This is a genomic window from Streptomyces sp. LUP30 (assembly GCF_001746365.1).
Classification (GTDB): Bacteria; Actinomycetota; Actinomycetes; order Streptomycetales; family Streptomycetaceae; genus Streptomyces.
Genome location: NZ_MJAJ01000006.1, coordinates 159842 through 180417, shown reverse-complemented (window position 1 = coordinate 180417; position 20576 = coordinate 159842). Strand labels below are relative to the sequence as shown.

At 71.5% G+C, this 20576-nt stretch carries 19 protein-coding genes and 1 pseudogene; 5 read left to right on the top strand and 15 right to left on the bottom strand.

All coding sequences use genetic code 11. From position 1 onward, the window contains the following. Positions 1–107: 107 nt before the first annotated feature. Positions 108–431 carry a ferredoxin gene (gene fdxA, locus BG482_RS08070; protein WP_069768200.1) on the bottom strand — a complete coding sequence of 108 codons (324 nt, stop codon included), beginning with the start codon at positions 429–431 and terminating at the stop codon, positions 108–110. Positions 432–541: 110 nt separating this feature from the next. Here fdxA and BG482_RS08065 point away from each other — a divergent pair, with 110 nt between their 5' ends. Continuing rightward, positions 542–1627 (top strand): GNAT family N-acetyltransferase, encoded by a 1086-nt coding sequence (locus BG482_RS08065; protein WP_079141665.1) that lies wholly within the window; start codon positions 542–544, stop codon positions 1625–1627. Continuing rightward, positions 1624–2478 carry a transglutaminase-like domain-containing protein gene (locus BG482_RS08060; RefSeq protein WP_069768198.1) on the top strand — a complete coding sequence of 285 codons (855 nt, stop codon included), beginning with the start codon at positions 1624–1626 and terminating at the stop codon, positions 2476–2478. The genes BG482_RS08065 and BG482_RS08060 overlap by 4 nt, the downstream gene beginning before the upstream one ends. Before the next feature lie 34 nt (positions 2479–2512). Here BG482_RS08060 and BG482_RS08055 read toward each other — a convergent pair whose 3' ends face one another. From BG482_RS08055 to mshB, 7 genes are all read right to left on the bottom strand, one after another. After that, positions 2513–3130: a response regulator transcription factor gene (locus BG482_RS08055; protein WP_069768197.1), complete on the bottom strand. Its 618-nt coding sequence runs from the start codon at positions 3128–3130 to the stop codon at positions 2513–2515. Continuing rightward, positions 3127–4323 carry a sensor histidine kinase gene (locus BG482_RS08050; RefSeq protein WP_069768245.1) on the bottom strand — a complete coding sequence of 399 codons (1197 nt, stop codon included), beginning with the start codon at positions 4321–4323 and terminating at the stop codon, positions 3127–3129. The genes BG482_RS08055 and BG482_RS08050 overlap by 4 nt, the downstream gene beginning before the upstream one ends. Before the next feature lie 5 nt (positions 4324–4328). Further along, complete coding sequence (locus BG482_RS08045; RefSeq protein WP_069768196.1) at positions 4329–5069, bottom strand: ABC transporter permease; 741 nt, start codon at positions 5067–5069, stop codon at positions 4329–4331. Further along, a complete protein-coding gene (locus BG482_RS08040) occupies positions 5066–5980 on the bottom strand; it encodes an ABC transporter ATP-binding protein (protein WP_069768195.1) in 915 nt (304 codons plus the stop codon). The genes BG482_RS08045 and BG482_RS08040 overlap by 4 nt, the downstream gene beginning before the upstream one ends. Before the next feature lie 92 nt (positions 5981–6072). Continuing rightward, the gene (locus tag BG482_RS43820) at positions 6073–8571 is read right to left on the bottom strand and encodes a hypothetical protein (protein ID WP_069768194.1); all 2499 of its coding nucleotides are present in this window, start codon (positions 8569–8571) and stop codon (positions 6073–6075) included. 154 nt (positions 8572–8725) lie between these two features. After that, complete coding sequence (locus tag BG482_RS08030) at positions 8726–9136, bottom strand: DUF6113 family protein (RefSeq protein ID WP_069768193.1); 411 nt, start codon at positions 9134–9136, stop codon at positions 8726–8728. Further along, on the bottom strand, positions 9136–10050 hold the full coding sequence (mshB, locus tag BG482_RS08025; RefSeq protein ID WP_069768192.1) for an N-acetyl-1-D-myo-inositol-2-amino-2-deoxy-alpha-D-glucopyranoside deacetylase: 915 nt from the start codon (positions 10048–10050) through the stop codon (positions 9136–9138). Before mshB ends, BG482_RS08030 begins: the two co-directional genes overlap by 1 nt. A 249-nt stretch (positions 10051–10299) precedes the next feature. Here mshB and BG482_RS40665 point away from each other — a divergent pair. Continuing rightward, a pseudogene (locus tag BG482_RS40665) lies at positions 10300–10461 on the top strand (DUF397 domain-containing protein); the annotation flags it as partial. A 110-nt stretch (positions 10462–10571) separates the two neighbouring features. Here the strand turns inward: BG482_RS40665 and BG482_RS08020 are convergent. Further along, positions 10572–10766 (bottom strand): hypothetical protein, encoded by a 195-nt coding sequence (locus BG482_RS08020; protein WP_062641281.1) that lies wholly within the window; start codon positions 10764–10766, stop codon positions 10572–10574. Between the two features lie 179 nt (positions 10767–10945). Here BG482_RS08020 and BG482_RS08015 point away from each other — a divergent pair, with 179 nt between their 5' ends. Continuing rightward, a complete protein-coding gene (locus tag BG482_RS08015) occupies positions 10946–13072 on the top strand; it encodes a S9 family peptidase (RefSeq protein WP_069768191.1) in 2127 nt (708 codons plus the stop codon). Positions 13073–13237: 165 nt separating this feature from the next. Here the strand turns inward: BG482_RS08015 and BG482_RS08010 are convergent, their stop codons facing one another. The 6 genes from BG482_RS08010 to BG482_RS07985 all read right to left on the bottom strand — a co-directional run bounded on the left by BG482_RS08010 (position 13238) and on the right by BG482_RS07985 (position 19455). After that, the gene (locus BG482_RS08010; RefSeq protein ID WP_069768190.1) at positions 13238–14278 is read right to left on the bottom strand and encodes an ABC transporter ATP-binding protein; all 1041 of its coding nucleotides are present in this window, start codon (positions 14276–14278) and stop codon (positions 13238–13240) included. Further along, positions 14271–15290: an ABC transporter ATP-binding protein gene (locus tag BG482_RS08005; protein WP_069768189.1), complete on the bottom strand. Its 1020-nt coding sequence runs from the start codon at positions 15288–15290 to the stop codon at positions 14271–14273. Before BG482_RS08005 ends, BG482_RS08010 begins: the two co-directional genes overlap by 8 nt. 7 nt (positions 15291–15297) lie before the next feature. Further along, complete coding sequence (locus BG482_RS08000; protein ID WP_069768188.1) at positions 15298–16338, bottom strand: ABC transporter permease; 1041 nt, start codon at positions 16336–16338, stop codon at positions 15298–15300. Then, positions 16331–17254 carry an ABC transporter permease gene (locus BG482_RS07995; protein ID WP_069768187.1) on the bottom strand — a complete coding sequence of 308 codons (924 nt, stop codon included), beginning with the start codon at positions 17252–17254 and terminating at the stop codon, positions 16331–16333. The genes BG482_RS08000 and BG482_RS07995 overlap by 8 nt, the downstream gene beginning before the upstream one ends. Positions 17255–17260: 6 nt before the next feature. Beyond that, a complete protein-coding gene (locus BG482_RS07990; protein ID WP_069768186.1) occupies positions 17261–18892 on the bottom strand; it encodes an ABC transporter substrate-binding protein in 1632 nt (543 codons plus the stop codon). 278 nt (positions 18893–19170) lie between these two features. After that, on the bottom strand, positions 19171–19455 hold the full coding sequence (locus tag BG482_RS07985; RefSeq protein ID WP_256096295.1) for a helix-turn-helix domain-containing protein: 285 nt from the start codon (positions 19453–19455) through the stop codon (positions 19171–19173). A gap of 535 nt (positions 19456–19990) precedes the next feature. Between BG482_RS07985 and BG482_RS07980 the strand changes: the two genes are divergently transcribed. Beyond that, a complete protein-coding gene (locus BG482_RS07980) occupies positions 19991–20530 on the top strand; it encodes a hypothetical protein (protein ID WP_069768185.1) in 540 nt (179 codons plus the stop codon). Positions 20531–20576 lie beyond the last annotated feature (46 nt).

Sequence of the window (20576 nt, the reverse complement as noted above, 5' to 3'; positions counted from 1 at the left end):
CTGGCTCACTTTCGTACGGACGGCAAACGCCTCGGTCCCGTACGGCGATCGGCGCGATCAGGCCGTACGGGACCGAGGCGGCACGGAGTGCGGGCCGCTGCTGCGGATTACTCGGCCGCCTGCGGCGGCAGCGCGGCGACGAAGGGGTGGTCGCGCTCGATCAGACCCAGCTTGCTGGCGCCGCCGGGCGAGCCGAGGTCGTCGAAGAACTCGACGTTCGCCTTGTAGTAGTCCTTCCACTCCTCCGGAGTGTCGTCCTCGTAGAAGATCGCCTCGACCGGGCAGACCGGCTCACAGGCACCGCAGTCGACGCATTCGTCCGGGTGGATGTACAAGGACCGCTGGCCCTCGTAGATGCAGTCGACCGGGCACTCTTCGATGCAGGCCTTGTCCTTCACGTCGACACAAGGCTGCGCGATGACGTAGGTCACGCTGTCGTTCCTCCTCGATAGGGCGCCGGCGGGCCTCCTCAGGCTCCGCCGCCTGGCGCGCGGGAGCGCGGCGTCGTCGATGCCCGCCCCTAGTATCTCCGTTCTTGGGCATGATCCGAACAGGAGGGGTGAACCGACCTGTGGAAATCTCGGCCGCCGGACGCATGGAGGTCCGTATCACCGCCGCTGACGTGGGCAAACGTGTCTCCGTCCGGTGCTTGAGCGGTGCCGCGTCCATGGGGGACAAATTCACCGACACGGTAGGTGTTCTCACATCATGGGACGACGATGTGCTCGTGATCACACGGAAGAGCGGCGAAAGCGTCCGTGTTGACGTCTCCTCGCTGGTCGCGGGGAAGGTCGTGCCGCCCGCCCCCGCCCGCCGGCGCGGGCCCGCCGCCTCCTACGCGGAGCTCGCCCGGGTCGCCGCGCGGGCGTGGCGTCCCGTGGAGAGCGAGCGGCTCGGCGCATGGGAGCTGCGGGCCGCCGCGGGCTTCACCCGCCGGGCCAACTCGGTGCTGCCGCTCGGCGACCCCGGGATGCCGCTCGACGCGGCCCTGGACGTCGTACGGGGCTGGTACGGCCGGCGCGGGCTGCCCGCCTATGTGCAGACGGCGACGGGGGCCGAGGGCGCGGAGGAGCTGCTGAGCGCCCGGCTGGAGGAGCGCGGCTGGGTGCGTGAGGTGACGGCTCAGCTGTGGATCGGGGCGCTGGCGCCGGTCGCCGACCGGGCGGAGGCCACGGGCGTGGTGCTGGCCCGGGAGGCCGACCGGGCGTGGCTGGCGCGGTATCAGCGCAAGGGGGTCGGCGAGGCGGCCCTCAAGGTGCTGGGCGGCGGGTCTCCCGGCTCGGGCGGAGCCGGGAGCGGGGACGGGCCGTCGGTGTGGTTCGCGTCCGTGCCCGGACCGGACGGCGGGCCGCCGACCGCGATCGGGCGGTGCGTCGTGGACGGGCGGTGGGCCGGGTTCGCCGCCGTCGAGGTCGATCCGGCGCGGCGGCGCGAGGGCCTCGCCACGACCGTGATGGCCGCGCTGGCCCGGCAGGCGCTGGCGGAGGGAGCCTCGGCGGCCTGGCTGCAGGTGGAGGAGGAGAACACGGGCGCGCGGACGCTGTACGCCGGGATGGGCTTCGCCGCGCATCACGCCTACCACCACTACCGGGAGCCGTCGCGGGAGTCCTCGGCAGGGGCGTCGTGAGCGAGGCCGGGAGCGGGATCGACCGCGCGGAGGTGCGGCGGCGGTTCGCCGAGGAGGCGCGGGCCGAGCGGCCCGATCTGGCCCTGCTGTGTCTGCTGATCGGCGCGGCGGCTGATCCGCGGCTGGACGAGGCCGGTCTGGACGCCGCTCAGATCGAGCTGGACCGGCTGGCGGGGCAGCTGCCCTTCCGGCCCGGCGGACCGCACGCGTGGGCCGTGGCGCTGCGGGAGCTGCTCGGCGAGCGGTACGGCTTCGGCGGGTCGGCCCCGGACTACGACCGGCTGGAGTCGTCGCTGCTGCACTCCGTGCTGACGCGGCGGCGGGGGCTGCCGATCCTGCTGTCCGTGGTGTGGGTGGAGGTCGCGCGGCGGGCCGGGGCCCCGGTGTACGGGGTCGCGCTGCCGGGGCACTTCGTGGTGGGGTTCGGGCCGCCCGGGGACATCGGGCACCAGGTGCTCGTCGACCCCTTCGACGGCGGCCGCGTGCTGAGCGGCGGCGATGCGGAGCAGCTGGTCACCGGGGCGACGGGGGCGCGGCTGGAGCCGTCGATGCGGGAACCGGCGGAGCCGCTGGACGTGGTGATGCGGATCCTGAACAACATCCGCTCGTGGGCCGCGGCCCGTCCGGAGCGGTCGGACGTCGCGTTGTGGGCCGTGGAACTGGGGCTGGCCGTGCCCTCGCATCCGGCGCGACTGCGCTACGAGAAGGGGCAGTTGATGGTCCAGCGGGGCGACTTCGTCGGCGGGGCCGTCGAGTTGGAGGAGTACGCGTCGCTGGTGGAGGTCGTGGACGAGGCGACGGCGGAGCGGGTGCGCAAGGAGGCGTTCGCCGCGCGGGCCCTGTTGAACTGAGACCCCGCCGGTCACGCCGGCCGCGGCTCGGGCCTCACAGCCAGCCCTTCTCCCTGGCGGTGCGGACCGCCTCCGCCCGGTTGCGCACCGCGAGTTTCTGTATGGCCGTCGACAGGTAGTTGCGGACCGTGCCCTGGGACAAGTGCAGGTCGACGGCGAGTTCCGCGTTGGTCGAGCCGTCGGCCGCCGCCCGCAGGACCTCCCGCTCACGGTCGGTCAGGGGGTTGGCGCCCTCCGCCAGGGCCGCCGCCGCGAGCGTGGGATCGATGACCCGTTCGCCCGCGAGGACCTTGCGGACCGCCTGGGCGAGCTGGGCGGCCGGGGCGTCCTTGACCAGGAACGCGTCCGCGCCCGCCTCCATCGCGCTGCGCAGATAGCCGGGGCGGCCGAAGGTGGTGAGCACGACCAGCTTCAACCGCGGCAGTTCGCGGTGGAGTTGGGTCGCGGCCTCGATGCCCGTCGCGCCCGGCATCTCGATGTCGAGGAGGGCCACGTCGACGTCGTGGGCGCGGGCGGCCGCGAGGACCTCGTCGCCCCGCGCCACCTGGGCGACCACCTCGATGTCGTCCTCCAGGCCGAGCAGGGCCGCCAGGGCCTCGCGGACCATCGACTGGTCCTCGGCCAGCAGGACCTTGATCGTGCCACCACTCATGAGCGGGATCCTATGTCGGACGCCGGGCCGGCCGGGACCCGGGCGGTCAGCCGGAAGCCCTTCTTCAGGCGGTCCGCGTCCAGGGTGCCGCTCGCCTTCTCCAGCCGTTCGGTCAGGCCGGTGAGACCGTTGCCGGGGCCCTTGCCGGAGCCGCCGGAGCCGTCGTCCTCGACGGAGAGTTCGACGACCGGGCCGTCGAGGGTCTGACGCCGTACGACGTCCACCGTGCAGCGGGTCGCGCCGCTGTGCCGTACGACGTTGGTGATCGCCTCGCGCAGCGCCCAGGCCAGCGCGGACTCGCTCTCCTCGGGGACGCCCTCCAGGTCCGGTTCCGCGGGTATCGCGGCGACGACGCCGGCCGCCGTCAACGCGACCTCCGCGCCGGCCAGTTCGGATGCAAGCCGGGGACGCCGGTAGCCGGTGACGGCCTCGCGGACGTCCACCAGGGCCTGTCGGCTGACCTGTTCGATGTCGGCGACCTGCTGGGCGGCCTTGCCGGGGTGGTCGGGGAGCATCCGGCCGGCCAGCTCGCTCTTGAGCGTGATGAGGGACAGCGAGTGGCCGAGCAGGTCGTGCAGGTCCCTGGCCAGCCGCAGCCGCTCCTCGTTGGCGGCCAGTTGGGCGACCGTCGCGCGGGCCTTGCGCAACTCCACCGTCGTGCGGACCAGTTGGCTCACGCCCGTCATCGCGAACCCGATGAGCAGGACCAGCAGCAGGAGGTTGAGCGCCTCCTCCTCGTCGGAGCGCAGACCGACGAGGAGCATGACCGCGCCCGTGCCCGGGATCGTCCAGAACGCCGCCCGCATCGGGAGCGCGCTCCCGCAGGCCACCGAGACGTAGCAGTACAGGCCCAGCCAGGCGGACCCCATGGTGAGGCCCAGGACGGTGGCGAGCACCGCCATGGAGCCGATGAGGGCGGCGACCAGCGTGGAGACGAAGGGCGCGTCCCCCATGTTCCGGAACAGCAGGGCGAGATAGACGCCCACGAACACCGCGAGACCCAGCCAGCCGGCCACGGTCGCGCCGGTGGTGTGGTTCCCGGCGACGAGGTCGTGCACCGGCGAGCTGAGGAACACCAGCCAGACGCCGATCCAGAGCAGCTTGCGGCGCCACAGCTCGCGCTGGTCACGGGCCGGCATGCCCGGCAGGATCCGGGGCTCCCGCCGGGACTCGTTCGACTGGTCCTGCGTCATGACGCTCACGCCTTCAGCGTGTCCTTCCGGTACAGCCAGGCCGCACCGCCCGTGAACAGGGCGAAGAAGGCGACCAGGATGGCGATGTCCTTGGCGTGCGGGGCCTGGCTCTGTTCGATCGCCTGCCCCAGGGCAGCGTACGCGTGGGTGGGAGCCCACTCGGCTATGTCCCGCAGCCAGCCCGGGAAGGTGGCCGTGGGCCACCACAGGCCGCCGAGGATCGACAGCCCGAAGTAGGTGATCATCGTGATCGGGCGGACGGCGTCCCCGTCGGCGAGGTAGCCGATCGCGACCCCCAGGGCGGCGAAGACGAGGCTGCCGGCCCAGATCGCGGCCGTGAGGGCGGCCCACTGCCAGGCGTCCAGCCGGACGTCCTTCAGGGCCGCGGCGCAGACGAACACCACGACGATGGACGGGAGACTGACCACGGCCGCGCTGGCGGTCTTGGCGAGGACGTATCCGCGGCCCGGGAGCGTGGTCAGCCGCAGCTGCCGTACCCAGCCGCTCTCTCGTTCCTTGGCGATGCGCTCGCTGTTGCCCATCAGGACGGCCGTGAGAGCGCCGAAGGAGGCCATCGAGACCATCATGTACGTCGGCAGGGTCAGGCCCGTCCCGTCGACCTTCGTGGTGGTGTCGGAGGTGCTGGAGATCAGCAGGAACAGCACCGAGGGATAGATCACGGAGAAGAACAGGAACTTGCGGTTGCGCAGGGCGCGGGCGAGCTCCAGCTTGATCAGGCTGTTCACTTGGTCTTCGCCTCCTCGGCGGCGGTGATGGCGACGAAGGCCTGCTCGAGACCGAGCCCGGCGACTTCGAGGTTGCGGGGGTAGAGGCCGAGCCCGTACAGCGCGTGGACGGTGGCGTCGGCGTCGGCGGACTGGATGCGCACGGTGTGCCCGGACACGTCGAGGACCGTGAGGAAGGGCAGCTCGCGCAGGGCCCGTTCGTCGATCTCGCCCTCCAGGTCGAAGGCGATCCGCCGCGCGCCCGCCTTCGCTTTGATCTCGGCCGCCGTGCCGTCGGCCAGCAGCCGGCCCCGGTGCAGGACCAGCACCCGGTCGGCTATGGCGTCGGCCTCCTCCAGGTAGTGCGTGGCGAACAGGACGGTACGGCCCTGGTCGGCCTGCTCTCGCATGGTGGCCCAGAAGGCCTGACGGGCGGTGACGTCCATGCCGGTGGTCGGCTCGTCCAGGACGATCAGGTCGCTGTCGCCGGCGGTGGCGAGGGCGAACCGGACGCGCTGGGCCTGGCCGCCGGAGAGCTTGTTCACCTTGCGGGAGGCGATCTGCGTGATGCCCGCGCGGGCCATCACCTCGGAGGCCTTGTACGGCTTGGGGTGCAGGGCGCAGGCGAGGCCGACGATCTCGGCGACGGTGACCTCGTCCATCAGTCCGCCGCTCTGCAGCATCGCTCCCACCCGGCCGGCGACGATCGCCTCGCGCGCGGTGACCCCGAAGACGCGGACCGCGCCGCTGTCGGGCTGCTTGAGACCGAGGAGCAGGTCGAGGGTGGTGGACTTGCCCGCCCCGTTGGGTCCCAGCAGCGCCACGGTCTCCCCCGGGCGCAGCGAGAGCGTCAGGCCGTCCACGGCCCGTACGTTCCCGAAGCTCTTGCTCACCTGGTCGAACCCGACCGCCGGTGCTGTCTGCGTCGTCATGACGGTCATCGTCGCGCGGACGGCCCGCGGGGCGGCAGTGTCGGACGTCCGCGGTGCCGCATGACAGATGTCATGCGGCACCGCCGAACGCGTCAGCTGGGGTCGGTGTCGATGACCCCGGTCCGGTTCGTCTCGCTCTTGAGGGCGGGACGCAGCGCGCCGATGACGTCCTGGACGGTGACGGCCGTCTTCTGACCGGTGCCGCGGGTGATCAGGACGCCGTTGAAGGTGCCGCCGTACAGCTCCGTCAGCGCCGCCTGGTCGTAGCTCTCGACGAGCTTGCCGTTGACGGCCTTGACCTTGAGGAACTTCCACAGGGAGTTCTTCGGGGTGAAGGAGACCGCGTGCGCGGCGTCGGTCATGACGGTGACCTTGCCGGACATCGCCGGTTCGGCGAACTCCTTCATCATGCGGTCGACCTCGGCGTCGGCCACCGTCGGCTGCCTGGTGGTCGTCGGCACCTTCACGCCGGCCGCCGTGCCGGTCTCCACCTGGGTGCGGTAGGCCGCCACCACGGCGTCCTGTGCCTTCGCCGCGTCGATGCCCTTGCCGGCCTTGCCGTAGACGGGGACGGCCTTGCCGGACTCGAACTTGATGGTGCCGTCGGTGGACGAGCCGGAGCCGCCCGCCGCGCTCTGCAGGGCGGCCTGCAGCTTCTCCTCGTCGACCGGCATCTCGGGCTCGACCTCACGGTGCTGCCCGAACAGCGAGCCGACCACGGAGACCGGGTTGTAGTCGCTCTTGGCGGCGTCGTCGACCGTGGCCTGGAAGTCGAACTGCAGACCGGCCTGGTCCGGCTTGAGCGTGACGGAGCCGCTGTCGACGGACAGCTTCAGCGGTTGCGCGACCCGCTTGCCGAAGGCGTCGTCGAGCTTCTTGACGGCGTCGTCGCGGGTGCCGCCGCCGATGTCGACGCCGAGGACGGTGGTGCCCTTGGGCACGTCGGAGTGGTTCATCAGCAGACCGGCGCCGTAGAGCCCGATTCCCGCGACGACCACCAGACCGCCGAGCAGCGGGAGCTTGCTGCGGCCCTTCTTCTTTTTCTTCTTGGAGTCGCCCGCGGGCGGGCTCTGCCTGCCCTGCTCCGACGCCTTGGGCGGGGTGTGCGGCAGCGGTCCGTCGGCCGGCGCGCCGCCCGTGAAGGGTCCGCCCGGGCCGCCCTTGCCGCCGGCCGGGACCACGGGGATACCGCTGGTGACGGTGTGTCCGGAGACGTTGTCCGCCGGACGGCCGCCGTAACCGCCCGCGCCCGGTTCGGGGGCGGGCTTCTGGGGGGTGAGGATCGCGGTGTCGTCGCTCAGGCCCCCGCCCGGGAGCCGGCCGACACCGGCGCCGGCGCCGGGAGCGGCGGACCGCGGACCGCCGGGACCGCCCGGGCCGGACGGCGCGCCGGGGCCGCCGGGAGCTCCGGGAGCGCGCGTCGCGCCCGGCGCGCCGCCGTTCACCGGGGGCACCATCGGGCCGTCGCCGGTGACCGGTCCGGTGGTCGGGCCGGCGGGGCCGCGCTGCGGGCCGCCTCGGCCTCCGGGACCGCCGGGCCCGTCGGGGCCGTTGAAGTCGTAGGAGCCGCCCGGGACGCCGGGGCCGCCCGGACCGGCCGGAAGGCCCGCCTGACCGCCCGGGCCGCCGGGAAGGCCGTGAGGACCGCCCGGGAGGCCGTTCGGGCCGCCGGGACCGCCGTTGGGGCCGGGGAGGCCGTTCGGTCCGGTGCCGGAGAAGTACGGCAGGTTGTCGCGGCTCGAGTCGGCGCCGCCCTGGCCCGGCGTCTGCGCCGGACCCTGACCCTGCGCCTGGCCCTGCCCCTGGCCCTGCCCCTGGCCGGGACGCGAGCCGTTGCCGAGGGGGCCCGCGGCGAGCGCCTCGGTCACGTCGAAGGAGCCCGTGCCGCCGCCGTGACCGGGAGCCACGGGACCGCCGGTGGCCCCGGGGAGTCCCGCGCCGTTGGTGCCGCCGGAGCGGGCGCCGCCGGGCACGCTCATGGAGCCGACCACGCCGCCGGGACGCCCGGCGCCCGACCGTGCGCCGCCGGAGGCGGGCGTGCCGCCGGGGGCGGGTGCTGCGGCCGGGGCGCCGTCGGGCGTGCCGGTCCCGGCGGCCGAACCGCCCGGAAGACCGGCTCCGTTGGTCCCGCCGCCGCCCTGACCGGGCTTGCCGGGCGCGGACTTGCGCGGCGCGAACCAGTCGCTCGTCTTGTCCTCGGCGCCCGTCGCGGGGTCCGCGGGCAGCTCGAACGAGCCGGTGTCGGACGAGGTCGGGCCGACGGCGCCCGGGGGCGCCGCCTGCTGCGCGTCGACGCCGCGATCGGGCTTGCCGCCCGATCCCTCGTCGCCCGCGTGGTCCGCGTCGCCGACGGGCGTGCGCACGACGACCGGCGGAATGGGCCGCGATCCGGGGATGTTGATGCGGATCCGCGTCGTCAGCGTGGTCTCGGTCTTGCGTTCCTCCGGCCGCGCGGCCGAACGGCCCGCGTCGGGGCCGCCGTCGGACACCACGGGGGTGCCGTACGGCGGCGTGCCCGAGGGGTATGCGGCTCCGCCGCGCCCGTTGGACCCGTTGGGCCCGGAGGACGGACTGTCAGTTTCACGACTCAAGGCAGGTTCTCCAGGTTGGCTCCGCCGCCCGCCACGACCTCACGGGCAGCTCGGCGGCGCGCACCACCATACTGGCCACTTCTGGCCCGTATCCCACGACCGCCGGGGAAACCCACACGGGACTCCCACGGGCGGGCCGCGGTGAAGTGGTACGTCACTTCCCAAGTCGGACGTCGTCGCCGACCGGTTGCCGCCCCAAACCAATGGTGGCGCAGATCACAGCAAGTGCCATGCCGCCGAGCAGGAAGAGATACGAACCGCCTCCCGCACCGAACAGGAAGTCGCCCTCGGGGCGCCCCGCGGTGCACAGCACGACGGAGAGCATCCATCCGACGGCGGGCGCGACGGCCCCGGCACGGGTGTCGAGGGCCCGCGCGCCGCCGATGAACAGCCCGGCCGCGCCCACGAGCGCGAGGAGCAGGCCGCCGGGGAACGAGCCGGCCTGGACGAGCGCGCCGGCGACGCCGACGACCGCGCCGAGGAACAGGAGTGCCGTATAAGCGGCGATCCGTCCGGCGGGGGGCATCCGCAGCGGCTGGGCGAGCATCGAGCCACGGTCGGACATCAGGCCGCCCCCTCCGCGTCGTCGACGCCCGCGAAGAGGTCGGTCTCCCTCTTCCCGGCGGACTCCCCGCGCACGAGCTCGTAGTACTCGGTCGGGAAGAGGGGCTGGGCGAGTTCGTTGGACAGGACGAAGTACCGGTCCCCAGGGGCGACTTCGATCTGGGTGGCGTGCGCGCGCATCGCGGCGGCCTTGGCGGCGGCGGGGGCCCCCGTGCCGTCGATCTCGGCGGTGACGCGGTCGTCGTCCACGACGCCCGGCACGTCGGAGACGACGGCGCTGCGGGTGAAGGGGAGCGCCGGCAGCTCGTCACGGAGCCGGGCGAAGGCGTCGTCGGCGACGGATCGCGGGACGCGGTTCCAGTACACCTTGGGGATGCGCCATCCGGCGGCCTCGGCCAGTTCCACGGCCCGCATGGCGACGCGGTGGGCCTGGATGTGGTCGGGGTGGCCGTAGCCGCCGTCGTCGTCGTAGGTGACGAGGACCTGGGGGCGCACCTCCAGGATCACCTCGACGAGAGACGCGGCGGCGTCGTCGACGTCCGCCTGCCAGAAGCACGCCGGATCGTCGTTGTCGGACAGGCCCATCATCCCGGAGTCGCCGTAGCGGCCCGGACCGCCGAGCAGCCGGAAGTCGTCGACGCCGAGTTCGGCCATGGCGGCGGCGAGCTCGCCTCCGCGATGTTCCCCGAGGGCGGCTCCGGTCAGCTCCCGCAGCTGCGGCGGGATGACCTCGCCACGCTCGCCGAGGGTGCAGGTGACCAGGGTCACGTGGACGCCCTCGGCCGCGTACCTGGCCATGGTCGCGCCGTTGTTGATCGACTCGTCGTCCGGGTGCGCGTGCACCAGCAGCAGACGCCGCGCGGCGCGAGATGGGGGTCCCTCCGGCCGGAGGTCGAGGGAGGGCAGTTCCGTCATGAGGCCAACCCTACGAGGCGACCCCCCTCCCCCGGTCATGCCCCCGCCCGCCCGTCACCCCTCGTCGTCGATGCCGCCGCCGACCCGTCCCCGCAGTCACGGCAGCGGGTGGTCTTCCGGCGGTCAGGGGTCGTGGCGGCTCCGAACGCCCTCGGTCCGGGTGACGGAAGGGCACGGAAGGGCGCGGCAGGGCGCAGGTGAACGGCCGCCGGTCCGGCTCAGGGCTGAGGCGGACGAACCTGGTTCAGGAGCGGGAACGGCGGCGGCGCCGAGGGGGTCTCTTGCGTCGAGACGGCCACCACCCCCGGCGCCGCCCACGTCCGCGACTGCGAGTGCGCCGACGGCAGCCCGCGCTTCACGTCGTCACCCGAGGCACGGGCGGACGTCGTGGCATACGTGCCCGAGGGCTGACGGTCTGCTCGACCTCGACCCCCGGTACTTCGACCTCGCCGCCGAGGAAGCGGGCGACGGCCGTGAACTCGTTCCGGGCGGCCGCCGGGCGGAGCCCGTGCCGCCACACGTCAGAACTTGATGCTGCCGATCATGCTCGCCACGCTCGTCGTCAGATCGCTGATCGTGGGCGCGATCGTCGAGGAGGCCAGGTAGAAGCCGAGCAGGATGCAGACGACAGCGTGACCGCCCTTCAGTCCCGACTTCTTGACCAGCAGGAAGACGACGATCGCCAGCAGCACCACCGCCGAAATCGAGAGTGCCACGGCGGCTCACCTCCAAGGACCCGGGAACGTGGGGGACAACAGATCGAGGGAACTGGTAAATCCATACATCAGCCAGCAGGTTCATACCCACGCAGCGCTAGTGATCATAACTATGTGTGGGCGCGCATCTCTCGGCGCACAGCCGCACAAGGGGGGAGCATGGCCAATATGGTCGGGGGATGACGACCGACTCCGGCTCCTTCCCCCGCAGGCACGCCCGCACCCAGCGTTTCACCCTCGGCGCGCCGCGTTCGTTCACGGTGGCCCCCGACGGCTCCCGGGTCGTGTTCCTGCGGTCCGGCTCCGGCACGGACCGTGCGGGCGCCCTGTGGGTCCTCGATCCGGCCGACGGTACGGAACGCCTCGCCGCCGACCCGGGCACCCTGCTCGGCGGCGCCTCGGAGGACCTCTCGCCCCAGGAGCGGGCGCGCCGTGAACGCAGCCGCGAGGGTGGCGCCGGCATCGTCGGCTACGCCACCGACGATGCCGTTGAGCTGGCGTCTTTCGCCTTGTCAGGACGGCTTTTCACGGCCGAGCTGCGGGCCGGGACGGCCGCCGAACTCCCGGTCGCCGGGCCGGCGATCGACCCCCGGCCGTCTCCCGACGGACGGCTCGTGGCGTACGTCGCGGGAGGCGCTCTGCGGGTGGTGGGCGCCGGGGGCGAGGACGACCGGGCGGTGGCGGAACCGGAATCGGACACGGTTTCCTATGGGCTGGCCGAGTTCATCGCGGCCGAGGAGATGGGCCGCCAGCGTGGGTTCTGGTGGGCTCCGGAGTCGGATCGGCTGCTGGTCGCGAGGGTGGACGACACGCCGGTGGAGCGCTGGTGGATCTCGGATCCGGCCCAGCCGAAACGTGACCCACAACACGTGCCCTATCCGGCTGCCGGGACGGCCAACGCGGAGGTGCGGCTGTTCGTGTTCGGGCTCGACGGGGTGCGCACGGAGGTCTCCTGGGACCGCTCGCGCTTCCCGTATCTGGCGCGAGTGCACTGGTCAGGGGCGGGGGCGCCGCTGCTGCTCGTACAGGCGCGCGACCAGCGCAGTCAGTTGTTCCTGGCCGTGGACACCGACTCCGGGACGACCCGGATGGTGCATGCCGACGAAGATCGGATTTGGCTGGAACTTTTCCCCGGGGTGCCGTGCTGGAGCCCCTCCGGACAGCTCGTCCGGATCGCGGACGAGGGCGGGGCGCGGGTGCTCACGGTGGGCGAACGCCCGCTCACCGGAGCTCAGTTGCATGTGCGGGCGGTGCTGGACGTGACGTCGGACGACGTGCTGGTCTCGGCTTCCGCCGGGGAGGACGCGGCCGCGCCGGAGATCGGCGAGATCCACGTCTACCGCGTCAACGAGCTCGGCGTGGAACGCCTCTCCCAGGAGCCCGGGGTGCACTCGGCGGTGCGCTCGGGGTCGGTGACGGTCATGGTGTCGGCGACGCCGGACCGGCCGGGGAGCGTGGCGCGGGTGCTGCGCGGGGGGAAGCAGGCGACAACCGTCCGGTCGTATGCGGAGGATCCCGGTCTGACCCCCCGCGTGACCTTCGCCGAAGGGGGCGCACGACGCATCCCGTGCGCCGTGCTTATGCCGACGGACTACCCCGGTGACGCCCCTCTGCCGGTCCTCCTGGACCCCTACGGCGGGCCGCACGGACAGCGGGTGCTGGCCGCCCACAACGCGCATCTGACCTCGCAGTGGTTCGCGGACCAGGGCTTCGCGGTGATCGTCGCCGACGGCCGGGGGACGCCGGGCCGCTCCCCCGCCTGGGAGAAGGCGATCCGGGACGACGTCGCCGCGATCACCCTGGAGGACCAGGTGGACGCCCTGCACGCGCTCGCCGAACGCTTCCCGCTCGACCTGACCCGGGTGGCCGTCCGCGGCTGGTCCTTCGGCGGGTACCTGGCCGCACTCGCGGCGCTGCGCCGCCCCGACGTCTTCCACGCGGCCGTGGTCGGCGCCCCGGTCACCGACCTGCGCCTGTACGACACGCACTACCAGGAGCGCTATCTCGGCCACCCCGGGGAGCGCCCCGAGGTCTACCGGCGCAACTCGCTGATCGACGACGAGGGCCTGGTGGACGCCGTCGAACCGGCCCGCCCGATGCTGATCATCCACGGGTTGGCGGACGACAACGTGGTGGTCGCCCACTCGTTGCGGCTGTCCTCGGCGCTGCTCGCCGCCGGCCGGCCGCACGAGGTGCTGCCCCTGTCCGGCGTGACCCACATGACCCCGCAGGAGCAGGTCGCCGAGAACCTCCTGCACCTGCAGCTGGACTTCCTCCGCCGCTCCCTGGGCCTCGCGCGGACCTGACACGGCAACGGGCCGGGGCGACATGAGACGCCCCGGCCCGTTTACGGCACCCGCACGGCCGTACGCTGTCCAGCCTGGCGCGTCCGTATATCGGAACCGGGTCGGCCAAGTTGCCTGCGTGTTAACGCGGTTGCTGTGCAAATGCACAGGTGTGCGCCGCCCTGGTCAGTTCTCCCGCTCCTCCGGGGGGACCACCTGTTTCTCCTCGGCGAAGTGGCATGCCGAGGCATGGGCCGCCGGACCCGTGGCGAGCCGGAACTGCGCCGGGACGGCCAGCGCCGGCACCTCCTGGGCGCAGCGCTCCTGCGCCTTCCAGCAGCGGGTGCGGAAGCGGCAGCCGGAGGGGATGTTCGTCGGGGACGGCACGTCGCCCGCCAGGATGATCCGCTCCCGGCGCTCCCGCGCCTCCGGGTCCGGCAGCGGGACCGCGGAGAGGAGGGCCTGGGTGTACGGGTGCGTGGGGTGGTCGTAGATCTCGGCGTCGCGGCCGATCTCCACGATCCGTCCGAGGTACATCACCCCGACCCGGTCCGAGATGTGCCGGACGATCGACAGGTCGTGCGCGATGAAGAGGTAGGACAGGTCGAATTCGCTCTGCAGCCGGTCCATCAGGTTGATCACCTGCGCCTGGACCGACACGTCCAGCGCCGACACCGGCTCGTCGGCGACGATCACCTCCGGGCGCAGGGCCAGTCCGCGCGCGATGCCGATGCGCTGGCGCTGGCCGCCGGAGAACTGGTGCGGGTAGCGGTTGATGTACTCGGGGTTGAGGCCGACGACGTCCAGCAGGTCCTGGACCTTGCGGCGCCGGTCGCCCTTGGGCGCCACCTCGGGGTGGATCTCGTACGGCTCCCCGATGATGTCGCCGACCGTCATGCGCGGGTTGAGGGAGGTGTACGGGTCCTGGAAGACCATCTGGATGTTGCGGCGGACGGCCTTCAGGGCCCGGCCCGACAGCCTGGTGACGTCCTCGCCCTTGTAACGGATCTGCCCCTGCGTGGGCCGCTCCAGGTTGACCAGCATCTTGGCGACGGTCGACTTGCCGCAGCCGGACTCCCCCACGATGCCCAGCGTCTCGCCCCGGCCGAGCGTGAAGTCCACGCCGTCGACGGCCTTCACCGCGCCGACGTGTTTGCGGAAGACGATCCCCTGCGTCAGCGGGTAGTGCTTGTGCAGCCCGCTGACCTCCAGAATCGGCTCAACCATGCAGGCACTCCCTCCAGAAGGGGCACGCGCTCGTGCGGTCCGCGGGCGACTCGTCGATCCCGGCGACCCGGGCCGCCTCGGTTCCCCCGGTGACCTCGTAGAGCGGCGGCACGTCCGTGCGGCACACGTCCTGGGCCATCGGGCAGCGCGGGTTGAACGCGCAGCCCGGCGGGATGTTCATCAGGTTGGGCGGCAGGCCCTTGATGGCGTAGAGCTCCTGGCCCTTCTGGTCCAGGCGGGGGATCGAGTCGAGCAGGCCGCGGGTGTACGGGTGCGCCGGGGCCTTGTAGATGTCGTGCACCGGGGCGGACTCGACGATCCGGCCCGCGTACATCACCGCGATGCGGTCGGCCACGTCCGCGACCACGCCCAGGTCGTGGGTGATGAGGATCAGGCCCATGTGGTACTCGCGCTGCAGCTCGGCGAGCAGGTCCATGACCTGGGCCTGGACCGTGACGTCCAGGGCTGTGGTGGGCTCGTCGGCGATGATGAGCGCCGGTTCCAGGGCCATGGCCATCGCGATCATGATGCGCTGGCGCATGCCCCCGGAGAACTGGTGCGGGTAGTCCCGGACGCGTTCGCGGGCGGCCGGGATGCGGACCCGGTCCATCAGCTCCACGGCCCTGGCCCGCGCGTCCTTCCTCGACATGCCGCGGTGCACGACGAACATCTCGCCGAGCTGGTCGCCGACCGACAGCACGGGGTTCAGGGAGGACAGGGCGTCCTGGAAGATCATCGCCATCTCGGCCCCGCGGACCTTACGGCGCTCCTCCTCCTTGAGCGTGAGCAGGTCCCGGCCCCGGAAGACGATCTCGCCGGCGGTGATCCGGCCGGGCGGCATGTCGAGGATGCCCATGATCGCCTGGGCGGTGACGGACTTGCCGGAGCCGGACTCGCCGAGCACGGCGAGGGTCTCGCCCGCGTCCACGCCGTAGGTGACGCCGTTGACGGCCCGGGCTACCCCGTCCCGGGTGCGGAACTCCACGTGCAGGTCACGCACTTCGAGCAGCATCCGACCGTCACCTCAGCTTCGGGTCGAGGGCGTCGCGGACCGCGTCGCCGAGCATGATGAACGCCAGGACCGTGACCGCCAGGGCGCCCGAGGGCCACAGCAGGGCGTGCGGGGCGTTGCGGATGTAGGGGGAGGCGGCGGAGATGTCGATGCCCCAGGAGACGGTCGGCGGCTTCAGACCGACGCCGAGGTAGGACAGGGTCGCCTCCAGCGCGATGTACGTGCCGAGCGCGATGGTCGCCACCACGATGACCGGGGCGACGGCGTTCGGGGTGATGTGACGCAGCAGGAGGCGGGAGTTCGAGGCGCCCAGGGCGCGGGCGGCCTGGACGTAGTCGTTCTGCTTGGCGGTGATCACCGAGCCGCGGGCGATGCGGGAGATCTGCGGCCAGCCCAGCAGCACCATGAACCCGATGACCGGCCAGACCGTGTTGCTGGTCACGACGGAGAGGAGGACGAGTCCGCCGAGGACGACCGGGATGGCGAAGAAGACGTCGGTGATCCGGGAGAGCAGCGAGTCCGACGTCCCTCCGAAGAAGCCGGCGAGACCGCCCAGCACGCTGCCGAGCAGGGCCACGCCGAGCGTGGCCAGGACGCCGACCGTGACGGACGTGCGGGCGCCGTAGACGACGCGTGTGTACACGTCGCAGCCCTGGCCGTCGAAGCCGAACGGGTGGCCGGGCTGGGAGCCCTCCTGGGCCTTGGCGAGGTCGCACTTGAGAGGGCTCAGCCAGGTGATGGAACCGGGCCACAGGGAGATGAAGACCAGGAAGAGGATGACCAGGGCGGCGATGATGAAGACCGGGTTGCGGCGCAGGTCGCGCCAGGCGTCGGACCACAGCGACCGGGCCCGTTCGCCCGAGGCCGCTCCCGCGTCCCGCCCCGACGGTCCCGTGCCCGGCGGCCCGCCGGATCTCCTCTCCAGGGTCTCGCCCTCCGCCGTGGCCAGGTCCATCGCCCCGCCCATGCCGGTGTCGGCGATGGCGCCGTCCTCCGGGGTGCGGCCCGCGCCCGGCAGGTGATGCTCCGGCGGCGTCGGCTCAGGCATAGCGGATCCTCGGGTCGAGTACGGCGTACAGCAGGTCGACGAGCAGGTTGGCCACCAGGAAGACCAGGACGAGGACGGTCACGAAGCCGACGACGGTCTGGGTGTTCTGGCGCAGGATGCCCTGATAGAGCTGGAAGCCGACGCCGTGGATGTTGAAGATGCGCTCGGTGACGATCGCGCCGCCCATCAGGGCGCCGATGTCGGTCCCGATGAACGTCACCACGGGGATGAGCGAGTTGCGCAGCAGATGCCGGGTGACGACCCGGCGCCGGGGCAGTCCCTTGGCGACGGCCGTGCGGACGTAGTCGGACCGTTTGTTCTCCGCGATGGACGTGCGGGTCAGCCGGGTGACGTACGCCAGGGAGACGGAGGCCAGCACCAGGCCCGGCACGATCAGCTCGCCGAAGGTCGCCTCCGTGGAGACCGACGGCTTGATCCAGCCCCACTCGACGCCGAGCAGCAGTTGCAGCAGCAGGCCGGTGACGAAGGTGGGGACGGAGATGACCACGAGGGTGAGCAGCAGCACCCCGGTGTCGACGGGCCGGCCACGGCGCAGGCCCGTCACGACGCCCAGGACGATGCCGATGACGATCTCGAAGAGGATCGCGACGATCGTCAGCCGGATGGTGACCGGGAACGCCGACGCCATCAGCTCGGTGACCGGCTGGCCGTTGAACGCCGTACCGAAGTCTCCGGTGAAGACGTTCCCCATGTAGGTGAGGTACTGCTGCCAGACCGGCTTGTCGAGGCCGAACTCCTTCTTCAGCTGGGCGGCGGTGGCCGGGTCGCACTGACGGTCCCCGCACAGACCCGCGATGGGGTCGCCCATCACGTTCACCATGAGGAAGATCAGCAGCGTGGCCCCGATGAACACCGGGATCATCTGGAGCAGACGCCGGATCACATACCGGCCCATGGCGGGTCAGCCGACCTTGATCTCGTTGTAGACCGGGACGGAGAACGGGTTGAGCTTGACGTTCGAGAGCCGCTCGGAGTAGCCGGCGCTGCCGTTCTGGTACCAGAGCGGGATGGCGGCCATGTTGTCGCGGACGACCTCCTCGGCCTTCTGGAAGGTCTGCACGGCCTTGGCGGTGTCGGTCTCGGTGTTGGCCTGGTTGACGAGCGAGTCGAACTGCTTGTTCGACCACTTGCCGTCGTTGGACGAGGCGTTCGTGTAGTAGAGCGGCTGGAGGAAGTTCTGGATGAGGGGGTAGTCCATCTGCCACCCCGCCCGGAACGGGCCGCTCATCTTCTTCTCGCCGATCTGGGTGCGGAAGTCCGCGAAGGTGCCGACCGGGTTGCCGACGCAGGCCTTGTCGTTGCCGAGGGCGTTGTTGATCGAGTTGCAGACGGCGTCGACCCACTGCTTGTGGGATCCGGTGTCCGCGTTGTACGTGATCTTGACCTGGCCGCCGGGGAGGCCGCCGCCCTCCTGGATGAGCTTCTTCGCCGCCGCGGGGTCGTAGTCGCAGGCGTCCCCGCACAGGCCCTGCTTGAAGCCGCCCTCCTCGCCGAGCACCGGGGAGGTCCAGTCGGTGGCGGGGGTGCGGGTGTTCTGGAAGATCGTCTCGGTGATCTGCTTGCGGTCGATCGCGCGGGACAGACCGGTGCGGACCTTGGCCGAGCCGGCGGCGTTCCACTTCGGGTCGTAGAACGGGAAGGCGAGCGTCTGGATGATGCCGGCCGGGGTGTTGAGGTAGCGGTCGCCGAGGTCGGCCTTGACGTTCTTGAGCTGGGCCGCGGGCACGTCGTCGACCAGGTCGAGGTTGCCGGCCAGCAGGTCGGTGTAGGCGGTGTTGTTGTCGGTGTAGACCTTCAGCGTCACCCCGCCGTTCTGCGCCTTGTCGTCGCCCGGGTAGCCGTCCCACTTCTTCAGGGCCATCTGCGAGCCCTTGGTGTACGAGTCGATCGTGTACGGACCGTTCCCGACCGGCTTCTTCAGCCAGCCCGCGTGGTCGCTGAAGAAGGACTGGGGCAGCGGCGCGAACGCGGGGTAGCCCAGGGTGTCGGGGAAGGTGGAGAACTTCTGCGTGAGCTTGACGGTGAAGGTCTTGTCGTTGACGACCTTCAGGCCGGAGAGGGTGTCGGCGCTCTGCGTGCCCCCGTCGGGGTGCACCTGGGCGTAGCCGTCGATGTACTGGAAGAAGTAGGCGTTCTTCTGATTGTTCTTCAGGCTCGCGCCGTAGTTCCAGGCGTCGACGAAGGACTTCGCCGTCACCTTCTCGCCGTTGCTGAACGTCCAGCCGTCCTTGACGGTGATGGTGAAGTTCTGGGAGTCCGTGGTGTCGATCTTCTCGGCCAGCATGTCCTCGGCCGCGCCGGTCTCCGGGTTGTACTTCTTCAGGCTGCGGAAGATCATGTCGAGGACCTTGCCGCCCTGCACCTCGTTGGTGTTGGCGGGCTCCAGCGGGTTCTGCGGGTCTCCCCAGGACGAGCTGAGCACCGCGCCCCCGTCGCTGCTCCCGCTGCCGCTCCCCCCGCCCCCGCAGGCCGTCGCCGTGAGCGCTGCCGCCGCCGCCAATGCGGCCCACCTGGCGTGCGTGGCTCCACGCATGGATGCCTCCTCGTTGACCGCGCGCCTGTCCTGAGCGGCGAAGTGCCGTCGGCGCCGGGATTTTGATCCTTTGCCAGTCAATATCGGCACATTGCATGAGCCGTGCACCCTCACCACACCCGTACGGGTTGTGTCGGGGCCGAGGAGACGGTCGTCGAGTGACCCGGTTGGGCCGTTCGGGCGGCCCCGCCTTCCGGGCGCGTCCGGATTCCGAATGACGAGGACGTCCCGTGCCTTCGCGGCACGAGACGTCCTGGAGTCGGTCGACGGGGGTCCGCTCAGCTGGGCGGCGCCTTGAAGACCACATGGACCGCGCCGTGCGGCGACAGCGAGATCAGCAGGTTCGACGACAGCGCCGCCGCGAGTCGTTCCAGCAGCGGCAGCGTCGGCACCCCGCGGCCGTGCTCCAGACGCGACAGCGCCCCCTGGCTCATGCCCGCCTGCCCCGCGAGACGTTCCTGGGTCAGCCCCAACTCCAGCCGCCTGGTCCGTACGGCCACCCCGAAGGGTCTTCCGAGCCACTCGCCCGGCACCGGGCCGCCGGCCCCTCCGCGTTGCGTCACAGCCAACACTTCGTCACTCTCCCCGTTCGTCAGAGCCGTCGGCGCCCCGCGCACGCCCGGAGGGGTCCGCGAGGCGCTCTGCCGATCAGGACCCGCGCCCACGGCGGGCGGTTCCGGGCTTGGGGAAGACTTGAGGGGGCCCTGTCATACCGTCCGCCGCATGGCGTTCCCTGATGAGACCTTCCTCACGACATATCGCCCGAGTGATGGTGACGTATCGCGCAGAAGGGCGTAATCGAACGGGTTCGTGCCCTCCGGTGTTCCCGTCTGCACGCTTTGCCCGGCACCGCTCGCGGTTGTCAATGGCCGGCGTCGGACGAGCTGCGGCGGGGCATCCGGCATATCGGTTGCCCCGCGCCGGCACACGGCCGATTCTGGCGTCGCGCTCCGGTGATCACCCGCCGAACTGCCCACCGCGGCAGGCCGGCCGGGCTCCTCACGGGGGTTCTGGTGAGTACGTCGAGACCGCCTGGAGCGCACACAGGCAGACCGGTGCGAGCCGTCTGCCGACTTACTCACTCGAAGGGAAAAGTACGTGCGGAAGATCGCAAGTACCCTGATCACCACCGCCGTCGTCGCCGGCGGCATCGTGGCCGGCGCGGCCGCGCCCGCCTCGGCCGCTTGCGCGCCGAGCCCGGGAACCGGCTACCACATCACCAACAAGTCCACGGTGAGCAAGCCGACCAACCTGCACAGCGACTGGATGTACGACAACCTCGGCGGCAACCTCACCTACAACCACACGAAGACGGCCACCGTCAGCGCCAGCGGCACGGCGGGCGTCGAGGCCGAGGCCGGGGTCATCTTCGCGAAGGCGAGCACGTCGTTCAGCGTGACCGTCGGCAAGTCGTGGTCGAAGTCGAACAGCTGGACGTACTCGATTCCGGCGAAGAACAAGGCGGGCAAGACCAAGGTCCGCATGACGATGTTCCACGAGTCGAAGAAGTTCAAGGCCACGAAGTTCACGTACTACTACGACGGCCACTGCAAGTACCACGAGAGCACGAAGTGGGCGAAGTGGTTCACCGCTCCGGTGAAGAAGGACGCCAACGTCTGGGGCCTGGAGTGGAAGTAGCGTGACGCGAGAGCGGCCCGCCGGGATTCCCGGCGGGCCGCTCTCG

Excerpts from the sequence above, each read along its gene's own strand:
- BG482_RS08015 (WP_069768191.1), top strand. The coding sequence starts at position 10,946 with ATGACGACCGACTCCGGCTCCTTCCCCCGCAGGCACGCCCGCACCCAG.
- BG482_RS08000 (WP_069768188.1), bottom strand. The coding sequence starts at position 16,338 with ATGCCTGAGCCGACGCCGCCGGAGCATCACCTGCCGGGCGCGGGCCGC.
- BG482_RS08065 (WP_079141665.1), top strand. The coding sequence starts at position 542 with ATGATCCGAACAGGAGGGGTGAACCGACCTGTGGAAATCTCGGCCGCC.
- BG482_RS07995 (WP_069768187.1), bottom strand. The coding sequence starts at position 17,254 with ATGGGCCGGTATGTGATCCGGCGTCTGCTCCAGATGATCCCGGTGTTC.
- BG482_RS07990 (WP_069768186.1), bottom strand. The coding sequence starts at position 18,892 with ATGCGTGGAGCCACGCACGCCAGGTGGGCCGCATTGGCGGCGGCGGCA.
- BG482_RS08040 (WP_069768195.1), bottom strand. The coding sequence starts at position 5,980 with ATGACGACGCAGACAGCACCGGCGGTCGGGTTCGACCAGGTGAGCAAG.
- mshB (WP_069768192.1), bottom strand. The coding sequence starts at position 10,050 with ATGACGGAACTGCCCTCCCTCGACCTCCGGCCGGAGGGACCCCCATCT.
- BG482_RS08010 (WP_069768190.1), bottom strand. The coding sequence starts at position 14,278 with ATGGTTGAGCCGATTCTGGAGGTCAGCGGGCTGCACAAGCACTACCCG.
- BG482_RS08030 (WP_069768193.1), bottom strand. The coding sequence starts at position 9,136 with ATGTCCGACCGTGGCTCGATGCTCGCCCAGCCGCTGCGGATGCCCCCC.
- BG482_RS08050 (WP_069768245.1), bottom strand. The coding sequence starts at position 4,323 with ATGACGCAGGACCAGTCGAACGAGTCCCGGCGGGAGCCCCGGATCCTG.
- BG482_RS08005 (WP_069768189.1), bottom strand. The coding sequence starts at position 15,290 with ATGCTGCTCGAAGTGCGTGACCTGCACGTGGAGTTCCGCACCCGGGAC.
- BG482_RS08055 (WP_069768197.1), bottom strand. The coding sequence starts at position 3,130 with ATGAGTGGTGGCACGATCAAGGTCCTGCTGGCCGAGGACCAGTCGATG.